The sequence below is a fragment of the Streptomyces sp. NPDC058678 genome, from assembly GCF_042714835.1.
Classification (GTDB): domain Bacteria; phylum Actinomycetota; class Actinomycetes; order Streptomycetales; family Streptomycetaceae; genus Streptomyces.
Genome location: NZ_JBHXSG010000137.1, coordinates 1 through 9,287 on the forward strand (window position 1 = coordinate 1; position 9,287 = coordinate 9,287).

Genomic DNA, 9,287 nt, shown 5'->3' on the forward strand with positions numbered 1-9,287 from the left:
GCGCAGGCCCAGGCGCCCGCCCAGGCTCCGGCTCCGGCCGCACCGGCCCCCGCGGCCCCGAAGCCCGCGGCCGCCGCTCCGGCGCCCGCCCAGGCCGCCGCACCGGCCAAGGCTCCGGCTCCGGCCGCGAAGCCGGCCGCTGCCGCGCCGAAGGCCGCGGCTCCCGCCGCGTCCTCGGAGGGCCCGGAGTTCGTGACGCTGCGCGGCCCCGCCGCCGCGGTCGCCAAGAACATGAACGCCTCGCTGGAACTGCCCACGGCCACGTCCGTGCGCGCCGTCCCGGTGAAGCTGCTGTTCGACAACCGCATCGTCATCAACAACCACCTCAAGCGGGCCCGGGGCGGGAAGATCTCCTTCACGCACCTGATCGGCTTCGCGATGGTGCAGGCCATCAAGGCCATGCCGTCGATGAACTGGCACTTCGCGGAGAAGGACGGGAAGCCCACCCTCGTCAAGCCGCAGCACGTCAACTTCGGCCTGGCCATCGACCTGGTGAAGCCCAACGGCGACCGCCAGCTCGTCGTCGCCGGCATCAAGAAGGCCGAGACGCTGAACTTCTTCGAGTTCTGGCAGGCCTACGAGGACATCGTCCGCCGCGCCCGCGACGGCAAGCTGACGATGGACGACTTCACCGGTGTCACGGTCTCCCTGACCAACCCCGGCGGCCTCGGCACCGTCCACTCCGTGCCCCGCCTCATGCCCGGCCAGTCGGTCATCATGGGCGTCGGCTCGATGGACTACCCGGCGGAGTTCCAGGGCACCTCCCAGGACACCCTGAACAAGCTCGGCATCGCGAAGGTCATGACGCTCACGTCGACCTACGACCACCGGGTGATCCAGGGCGCGGCCTCGGGCGAGTTCCTGCGCGTCGTCGCGAACTACCTGCTCGGCGAGAACGGCTTCTACGACGAGATCTTCGAGGCGCTGCGCATCCCCTACGAGCCGGTCCGCTGGCTCAAGGACATCGACGCCTCGCACGACGACGACGTCACCAAGGCCGCCCGCGTCTTCGAGCTGATCCACTCCTACCGGGTCCGCGGCCACGTCATGGCCGACACCGACCCGCTGGAGTACCGCCAGCGCAAGCACCCCGACCTGGACATCACCGAGCACGGGCTCACCCTGTGGGACCTCGAGCGCGAGTTCGCGGTCGGCGGCTTCTCCGGCAAGTCGATGATGAAGCTGCGCGACATCCTCGGTGTGCTGCGTGACTCCTACTGCCGCACCACCGGCGTCGAGTTCATGCACATCCAGGACCCGAAGCAGCGCAAGTGGATCCAGGACCGCATCGAGCGCCCGCACAGCAAGCCGGAGCGCGAGGAGCAACTGCGCATCCTGCGCCGCCTGAACGCGGCGGAGGCCTTCGAGACCTTCCTGCAGACGAAGTACGTCGGCCAGAAGCGCTTCTCCCTGGAGGGCGGCGAGTCCGTCATCCCGCTGCTCGACGCGGTGCTGGACTCGGCCGCCGAGTCCCGCCTGGACGAGGTCGTCATCGGCATGGCCCACCGCGGCCGCCTGAACGTTCTCGCCAACATCGTCGGCAAGTCGTACGCGCAGATCTTCCGCGAGTTCGAGGGCAACCTCGACCCGAAGTCGATGCACGGCTCCGGCGACGTGAAGTACCACCTGGGCGCCGAGGGCACCTTCACCGGTCTCGACGGCGAGCAGATCAAGGTCTCCCTGGCCGCCAACCCCTCCCACCTGGAGGCGGTCGACCCGGTCCTGGAGGGCATCGCCCGCGCCAAGCAGGACATCATCAACAAGGGCGGCACGGACTTCACGGTCCTGCCGGTGGCCCTCCACGGCGACGCGGCCTTCGCGGGCCAGGGCGTGGTCGCGGAGACCCTGAACATGTCGCAGCTGCGCGGTTACCGCACCGGCGGCACGGTCCACATCGTCATCAACAACCAGGTCGGCTTCACCGCCGCGCCGGAGTCGGCCCGCTCGTCCATGTACGCCACGGACGTGGCCCGCATGATCGAGGCGCCGATCTTCCACGTGAACGGCGACGACCCGGAGGCCGTGGTCCGCGTGGCCCGTCTGGCCTTCGAGTTCCGCCAGGCGTTCAACAAGGACGTGGTGATCGACCTCATCTGCTACCGCCGCCGCGGTCACAACGAGTCGGACAACCCGGCCTTCACCCAGCCGCTGATGTACGACCTGATCGACAAGAAGCGCTCGGTGCGCAAGCTGTACACCGAGTCCCTGATCGGTCGCGGCGACATCACCCTGGAAGAGGCCGAGCAGGCCCTGCAGGACTACCAGGGGCAGCTGGAGAAGGTCTTCACGGAGGTCCGCGAGGCCACCTCGCAGCCGCTGTCCGCGGAGCCGGCGGACCCGCAGGCGGAGTTCCCGGTCGCCGTGAACACCGCGATCACCACGGAGGTCGTCAAGCGGATCGCCGAGTCCCAGGTCAGCGTCCCCGACCACATCACCGTCCACCCGCGTCTGCTGCCGCAGCTGCAGCGCCGGGCGACGATGGTCGAGGACGGCACGATCGACTGGGGCATGGGCGAGACGCTCGCGGTCGGCTCGCTCCTCCTGGAGGGCGTCCCGGTCCGTCTCGCGGGCCAGGACTCGCAGCGCGGCACCTTCGGCCAGCGCCACGCGGTGCTGATCGACCGGGCGACGGGCGACGAGTTCACGCCGCTGATGTACCTCGCCGAGGACCAGGCGCGTTACAACGTGTACAACTCGCTGCTCAGCGAGTACGCGGCGATGGGCTTCGAGTACGGCTACTCGCTGGCCCGCCCCGACGCACTCGTGCTGTGGGAGGCCCAGTTCGGCGACTTCGTCAACGGCGCGCAGACGGTCGTGGACGAGTTCATCTCGTCGGCGGAGCAGAAGTGGGGCCAGACGTCCGGCGTCACCCTGCTGCTCCCGCACGGCTACGAGGGCCAGGGCCCGGACCACTCGTCCGCCCGCCCGGAGCGCTTCCTCCAGATGTGCGCGCAGAACAACATGACGGTCGCGATGCCCACGCTCCCGTCGAACTACTTCCACCTCCTGCGGTGGCAGGTGCACAACCCGCACCACAAGCCGCTGGTCGTCTTCACCCCGAAGTCGATGCTGCGCCTGAAGGCCGCGGCCTCGAAGGCGGAGGAGTTCACGACGGGCCAGTTCCGCCCGGTCATCGGCGACGCGTCGGTCGACCCGGCCGCGGTCAAGAAGGTCGTCTTCTGCGCCGGCAAGGTCTACTACGACCTGGAGGCCGAGCGTCAGAAGCGCGGCGTCACGGACACGGCGATCATCCGCCTCGAGCGTCTGTACCCGCTGCCGGGTGCCGAGGTCCAGGCCGAAATCGCCAAGTTCCCGAACGCCGAGAAGTACCTCTGGGCCCAGGAGGAGCCGGCCAACCAGGGCGCCTGGCCGTTCATCGCCCTCAACCTCATCGACCACCTCGACCTGGCGGTCGGCGCGGACGTCCCCCACGGGGAGCGCCTGCGCCGCATCTCCCGCCCGCACGGCTCGTCGCCGGCGGTGGGTTCCGCGAAGCGGCACCAGGCCGAGCAGGAGCAGCTGGTGCGTGAGGTGTTCGAGGCGTAACCGCTCTCGCAGGCCGTACGTGACCGGGCCGTACCCCCTCTCCGGGGGTACGGCCCGGCCGTTTGCCCCCACTTATCCTTGAGGCATGTACTTCACGGACCGTGGCATCGAAGAGCTGGAGAAACGGCGGGGCGAGGAGGAGGTCACCTTCGAGTGGCTTGCCGAGCAGCTGCGGACGTTCGTCGACCTGAACCCTGACTTCGAGGTGCCGGTGGAGCGGCTGGCCACGTGGCTGGCGCGGCTGGACGACGAGGACGACGAGTAGGACCGTCTCGGTGGGGGCGCCCGTGCGGCGCCCCTTTTTTTGCGTGCTCTCAGTCGCGTGGGTGGGACAGGCCGTACGCGAGGCCAAGGGCGCCGTGCGCCAGGAGCAGGGTGCCGGCCGTGATCCACCCGGCGCTGCGGCGCCGTACGCCCCACGCGGTGAGCGGGAGGCCGGCCGTGATCTGGGCGAGGGCCAGGAGGCGGGCTGCGGGGGCTCCCGGCCAGGGGGGCCAGGGGCCGTGACGGGGGTGGGGGCGGGTCACGGCGTCGGTCTCCTGGCGGACCGCGGTGCGCAGGCCCGGCCACTCGACCGGACGGGCGTCCGGCTGGGCCCGGGCGGCCTCGTGGAGGCGTTCGGCGGGTTCGCCGGGGGTGAGGCCGGTAGGGAGGGTGACTCCCACGCGCGTGAGGAAGGCGAGCAGGGCACGCAGGCGGGTGCAGGCGTCGGTCGCCGAGGCCCGTTTGGTGAGCTGGTCGAGGGTCTGCACGTCGAGGACCGGGTCGAGACCGAGACGGGTGGCGAAGGTGCGCATGGCCTCGTCCTCGCCCGCGGGGGTGCCGTTGGCCAGCCACACGTAGCCGACGGGGCGGCGGAAGCCGGCGGCGAGGGTGTAGCCGGCCCGGTCCGCGTCCCACCACAGGGCCAGAACGGGCCAGGAGGCGCCGACGGCCAGGGCGGTGGCCCAGCCGGTGAGGACGCGGTCCACGGGCTCGCCTCCGTGCAGCCAGGGCCCTCCCTCGGGGACCAGGACGCTCCAGCCGTCGCCCGCGCGCGTGAGCAGCATGCGTTCGCGCAGCAACCGGGCAGCGGGGGCGACGGATTCGGGCTCCGCCCGGCAGAGCAGCAGGGCGCCGGGGGCGCGGCCGGCGGGACCGGCCGGACCGGGGCGGGAGGCTTCCGTCGACATGGTCACACGCTAGGTCGATTCACTCTTTTTGAGCACTTTTGATAGCCCAAGGATCCCCAGAACGGGTGTCTTGACTTTCCGTGTCCGCGATATATCGTGAATGACAGGAGACGCGATATGGCGCGTTGCTACGGGAGGTCTGCACCGATGTCCGAGTGGTCCGTCACAGAGCCGAGGAAACTCACCTTCGACGATCCCGTCACCACCCTCCGCGTGCGCATCGTCGACGGAACAGTGAACGTGGTGGGCACCGACGAAGGTTCCGCCCGCCTGGAGGTCTCCGAGATCGACGGACCGCCCCTGGCCGTGACCCATGAGGGCGGCACGCTCACCGTGGCCTACGACGACCTGCCCTGGAAGGGCTTCCTCAAGTGGCTCGACCGCAAGGGGTGGCGCCGCAGCGCCGTCGTCTCCCTCGCCGTGCCGGCCGGGACCCAGGTCGAGGTGGGCGTGGTCAGTGCCGGGGCCGTGGTCTCCGGGATGCGCGGGCCGTGCGTGGTCAAGGGCGTCACCGGCGACACGACACTCGTCGGGCTCTCCGGCCCGGTCCGCGCCGACACGGTCTCCGGGAACCTGGAGGCCCAGTCCGTCACCGGCGACCTCCGGTTCAACTCCGTCTCCGGCGACCTCACCGTCGTCGACGGCTCGGGCTCCTCCGTGCGGGCCGACTCGGTCAGCGGCTCCATGATCGTCGACCTCGATCCGGACGGCCCCACCGACGTCCGGCTGACCAGCGTCTCGGGCGAGATCGCCATCCGGCTGCCCCAGCCGGCGGACGCCGAGGTCGAGGCCAACACGGCGAGCGGCACGATCTCCAACGCCTTCGACGGCCTCCGGGTGCACGGCCAGTGGGGCGCCCACAAGATCACCGGCCGCCTCGGCCCGGGCAACGGCAAGTTGCGGGCCACGACCGTCTCCGGCTCGATCGCCCTCCTGCGCAGGCCGCCCCGGGAGGACGAGCCGTGGGACGACGTCACGGACTCGGGTGTCGACGACCCGGCGGACGGTCCTCGAAGCGACCCGGGGGACAATTCCGTTTCCGGCCCGGGCGGCGGCTCGACCAGCGCCCCGGCCGACGGTACGACCGACAAGAAGGTGCTCTGACATGCCCCCCGTCTTCGCCCACGGCCGCCTCCGTCTCTACCTGCTCAAGCTGCTGGACGAGGCCCCGCGCCACGGATACGAGGTGATCCGCCTCCTGGAGGAGCGCTTCCAGGGGCTGTACGCGCCTTCCGCGGGCACCGTGTACCCGCGCCTGGCCAAGCTGGAGACCGAGGGCCTGGTCACCCACACCACCGAGGGCGGCCGCAAGGTGTACGCCATCACCGACACGGGCCGCGCCGAACTGGCCGACCGCAGCGGTGAACTGGCCGACCTGGAGCTGGAGATCCGGGAGTCGGTCGCGGAGCTCGCCGCCGAGATCCGGGCCGACGTGCGCGGTGCGGCGGGTGACCTGCGGCGCGAGATGCGGGCGGCGGCCTCGGAGGCACGCCGGGGCACGGCGGCCGGCGGCGGTGAACAGGAAGGGGCCTCCGGGGACTTCGGCGAGTACACCGACAAGGAGGCGTGGCGCGCGGCCAAGGAGGAGATGCGCCGCGTCAAGCAGGAGTGGAAGGAGCAGGCCCGCCGTGCCAAGGACGAGAGCCGGCGAGCCCGCGAGGAGGCCCAGCGCGCCCGCCGTCAGGCCAAGGAGGCGCAGGACCGGGCCCGGGAGCAGGCACAGGAAGAGGTGCAGCGCATCGCCCGCCGGGTTCAGGAGCAGGTGCAGGACCACTTCACACGCGGCGACTGGCCGACGGGAGTGCGCGAGGGCCTGACCGAACTGGCCAAGGAGTTCGGCGAGTTCGGGAAGGAGTACGGCAAGGACTTCGGTTTCGGACGGGGCAACGGCAACGCGGAGAAGGGGGCGCCCGCCCCCGAGTACTCGCACACCCCGGAGGACTTCCCGGCCGACTACGAACCGGCGTGGGCCCACGAGGACCCCACCGGCGACCCGGCCCGCGACCTGGACCGCCTGCTCGACCGCTTCCGGGACGACATCCGCGACGCCGCCCGGGACCACGGAGTCACACCGGACCAACTCCGCGACGCCCGGCGCCATCTCTCGACGGCGGCGGCACACATCGGATCCCTGCTGCGGACGCCGAGGGCATGAGCGACACACCGATGGCAGTGCGGCAGAGCCGGTACCTCGGCTGCACTGCCAGAGGAACCGGCCCTCCTTGCCGTCCGACGAGAGAGAGGCGTGTCCGACACCCGCGTCACCGACGTTGACGCGGAAGGGCAGGTCGGCCGAGTCAGCGACCGGTACCGCCGGGCCCCGCTCAGCCCGCCTTCGCCTCCCCTCCCCCGTCCCCGTACAGCACCCGTGTCAGCGCCTCGTACGTCACGCCGTGGTCGGCGAGGACCTCCGCGGGCACGCCGGGGCGGGCGCTCAGGGCCAGCAGGATGTGTTCGTCGCCGACATGGCGGTCCCGGCGGGCGACGGCGATGCGGAGAGACCGCTCCAAGACCTCCTTGGCGTCCCGCCCGAAGGTGCGGCGCCCCGACCACCAGCCCTTGCCCTTGCGTTCGCCGGACATGGCGCCGACGCCGTGCACCTCCTCCACCCGCGCGACGATCTCCGAGACGTCGATGCCCAGTCCCGCCAGGGCGTCGGTCTCGGCCTGGGTGAGCCCCGCGCGTCGCCGCGCCTCGGTCAGGGCCCGCCGTACGGACTCCTTGCGCTCGGCGAGCCCGAGTGCGGCGAGCCCGAAGGAGGCGCGGGAGGCCTCCCGGTCCAGCAGGGCGAGCAGCATGTGCTCCGCCTCCACGGACCGCCCGCCCGCCCCCTCCGCGTGCTCGACCGCCCCTCGCACCACGTCCCGGGCGTCCTTCGTGAACCGCTCGAACATCAATGCCTCCCGTACTTCTTGTGCACGGCCTGCCTGCTCACACCGAGTTCCGCGGCGATCTCCTGCCACGACCAGCCCTGATTGCGCGCGCTGCGGACCTGTACGGCCTCCAGCTGCTCCAGCAGTCTGCGCAGCGCGGCGACGGCCCTGAGGCCGACCCGGGGGTCCCGGTCGCCCGCGCGCTCGGCGAGATCCGTTGCTTCGGTCATGCCGTCAACTTACGTTGACACTCCATCGCTCGTCAACCAGAGTTGACAAAGTCGACAAGACGATGGCCGGCCCGGAAACCCGGACCGGCCGTCGGAAAGCGGCAGGGGCCGCTAGCCGTTCGTGAGGACGATCTTCCCGAACTGGTCACCGGACTCCAGCCGCTCGAAGCCCTCGCGGGCCCGGTCGAGCGGGAACGCCTCGTCGATGACGGGACGTACGCCGGTGGCGGCGCAGAAGGAGAGCAGGTCCTCCAGTTCGTCCTTGGTGCCCATCGTGGAGCCGACGACCTTGAGCTCCAGGAAGAAGATCCGGGTCAGCTCGGCGTGCGAGGGCCTGTCACCGCTCGTCGCACCGGAGATCACGAGCGTCCCGCCGGGCCGCAGGGACTTCACCGAGTGCGACCAGGTGGCCGCGCCGACGGTCTCGATCACGGCATCGACCCGCTGGGGCAGTCGAGCACCCGGCTCCACCGCCTCCACAGCCCCCAACTCGACGGCCCGCTTCCGCTTCGCCTCGTCCCGGCTGGTCGCGAAGACCCGCAGCCCCGCCGCCTTCCCGAGCACGATCGCGGCCGTGGCGACACCGCCGCCGGCACCCTGCACGAGGACGGAGTCGCCGGGACGTACACCGGCGTTGGTGAACAGCATCCGGTACGCCGTCAGCCATGCCGTGGGCAGACAGGCGGCTTCCTCGAAGGAGAGTTCCTTGGGCTTGGGCAGCAGGTTCCACGTCGGTACGGCGACCTGCTCGGCGAAGGTGCCCTGGTAGCGCTCGGTCAGGATGGAGCGGGGCTCCTTCGGGCCGACGCCGTGGCCGGTCTGGCCGATGACGGAGTGCAGGACGACCTCGTTGCCGTCCTGGTCGATGCCGGCGGCGTCACAGCCGAGGATCATCGGCAGCTTGTCCTCCGCGAGGCCCACGCCGCGCAGGGACCAGAGGTCGTGGTGGTTGAGGGAGGCGGCCCTGACGTCGACGACGCTCCAGCCGGGGCGGGGGTCGGGGGCCGGGCGCTCCCCCGACTCCAGGCCGGAGAGCGGCTGGTCGCGGTCGATTCGGGCGGCGTAGACAGCGAACATGACCTTGACGATAGGGGCGAGGGCGACCGGTTGGAACCGTTGCCCCCTGTGACACACGCCCTCTTGTCAACGCCCCCGGCCCCACTACCGGCACCCCGCCGCGACCGGCGTCGCAAGGCGGGCGGGCCCGCACCCGCGTACGGCGGCAATGGCCCCCAGCACCGGCGCGAGCGCCAACTGGGGGCTCCGCCCCATCCCCCCGCCCCATCCCCACCCGCCACCCGACTCGATCACCCAAGAGGCGAACCTCACCCCACCGCGACCGGCGCCGCAAGGCGTACGCTCCCGCACCCCCGTACGGCGGCAAGGGGCCGTGTCGGGGGGTGTCCGCCCGCAGCGGTTGGCGCGTCAACACGAGCACCTCTACAGGCAACCGATTCCGCGCCGTT

General features: G+C 71.3%; 8 protein-coding genes. 4 read left to right on the forward strand and 4 right to left on the reverse strand.

Annotation, left to right across the window (positions count from 1 at the left end; all coding sequences use genetic code 11):
- Together ACFWWR_RS47585 and ACFWWR_RS47590 are read left to right on the forward strand one after the other, a co-directional pair.
- Positions 1 to 3,546 (forward strand): multifunctional oxoglutarate decarboxylase/oxoglutarate dehydrogenase thiamine pyrophosphate-binding subunit/dihydrolipoyllysine-residue succinyltransferase subunit (locus ACFWWR_RS47585; protein WP_384310603.1); only part of this gene is annotated, 3,546 nt, incomplete at its 5' end.
- An 85-nt stretch (positions 3,547 to 3,631) separates the two neighbouring features.
- Positions 3,632 to 3,811: a DUF6104 family protein gene (locus tag ACFWWR_RS47590; RefSeq protein ID WP_003992906.1), complete on the forward strand. Its 180-nt coding sequence runs from the start codon at positions 3,632 to 3,634 to the stop codon at positions 3,809 to 3,811.
- Positions 3,812 to 3,860: 49 nt separating this feature from the next.
- On the opposite strand, the gene ACFWWR_RS47595 is transcribed toward ACFWWR_RS47590, so the two are convergent.
- A complete protein-coding gene (locus ACFWWR_RS47595) occupies positions 3,861 to 4,718 on the reverse strand; it encodes a hypothetical protein (RefSeq protein ID WP_384310605.1) in 858 nt (285 codons plus the stop codon).
- 147 nt (positions 4,719 to 4,865) lie between these two features.
- Here ACFWWR_RS47595 and ACFWWR_RS47600 point away from each other — a divergent pair, with 147 nt between their 5' ends.
- Both ACFWWR_RS47600 and ACFWWR_RS47605 read left to right on the forward strand, forming a co-directional pair.
- Positions 4,866 to 5,822, forward strand: coding sequence for a DUF4097 domain-containing protein (locus ACFWWR_RS47600; RefSeq protein ID WP_383874198.1), 957 nt, complete (start codon positions 4,866 to 4,868; stop codon positions 5,820 to 5,822).
- Position 5,823: 1 nt separating this feature from the next.
- Positions 5,824 to 6,873: a helix-turn-helix transcriptional regulator gene (locus ACFWWR_RS47605; protein ID WP_384310606.1), complete on the forward strand. Its 1,050-nt coding sequence runs from the start codon at positions 5,824 to 5,826 to the stop codon at positions 6,871 to 6,873.
- 169 nt (positions 6,874 to 7,042) lie between these two features.
- Here ACFWWR_RS47605 and ACFWWR_RS47610 read toward each other — a convergent pair whose 3' ends face one another.
- The 3 genes from ACFWWR_RS47610 to ACFWWR_RS47620 form a co-directional block, all read right to left on the reverse strand.
- Positions 7,043 to 7,612: a Clp protease N-terminal domain-containing protein gene (locus ACFWWR_RS47610; protein ID WP_383874201.1), complete on the reverse strand. Its 570-nt coding sequence runs from the start codon at positions 7,610 to 7,612 to the stop codon at positions 7,043 to 7,045.
- The gene (locus ACFWWR_RS47615; protein ID WP_016437953.1) at positions 7,612 to 7,821 is read right to left on the reverse strand and encodes a helix-turn-helix domain-containing protein; all 210 of its coding nucleotides are present in this window, start codon (positions 7,819 to 7,821) and stop codon (positions 7,612 to 7,614) included. The genes ACFWWR_RS47610 and ACFWWR_RS47615 overlap by 1 nt, the downstream gene beginning before the upstream one ends.
- Before the next feature lie 111 nt (positions 7,822 to 7,932).
- On the reverse strand, positions 7,933 to 8,898 hold the full coding sequence (locus ACFWWR_RS47620) for a zinc-binding dehydrogenase (protein ID WP_383874203.1): 966 nt from the start codon (positions 8,896 to 8,898) through the stop codon (positions 7,933 to 7,935).
- Between the last annotated feature and the right edge of the window lie 389 nt (positions 8,899 to 9,287).

What these genes read in the sequence shown, in the direction of transcription:
- ACFWWR_RS47590 (WP_003992906.1), top strand. Translation starts at nt 3,632, where the DNA reads ATGTACTTCACGGACCGTGGCATCGAAGAGCTGGAGAAACGGCGGGGC.
- ACFWWR_RS47595 (WP_384310605.1), bottom strand. Translation starts at nt 4,718, where the DNA reads ATGTCGACGGAAGCCTCCCGCCCCGGTCCGGCCGGTCCCGCCGGCCGC.
- ACFWWR_RS47600 (WP_383874198.1), top strand. Translation starts at nt 4,866, where the DNA reads ATGTCCGAGTGGTCCGTCACAGAGCCGAGGAAACTCACCTTCGACGAT.
- ACFWWR_RS47605 (WP_384310606.1), top strand. Translation starts at nt 5,824, where the DNA reads ATGCCCCCCGTCTTCGCCCACGGCCGCCTCCGTCTCTACCTGCTCAAG.
- ACFWWR_RS47610 (WP_383874201.1), bottom strand. Translation starts at nt 7,612, where the DNA reads ATGTTCGAGCGGTTCACGAAGGACGCCCGGGACGTGGTGCGAGGGGCG.
- ACFWWR_RS47615 (WP_016437953.1), bottom strand. Translation starts at nt 7,821, where the DNA reads ATGACCGAAGCAACGGATCTCGCCGAGCGCGCGGGCGACCGGGACCCC.
- ACFWWR_RS47620 (WP_383874203.1), bottom strand. Translation starts at nt 8,898, where the DNA reads ATGTTCGCTGTCTACGCCGCCCGAATCGACCGCGACCAGCCGCTCTCC.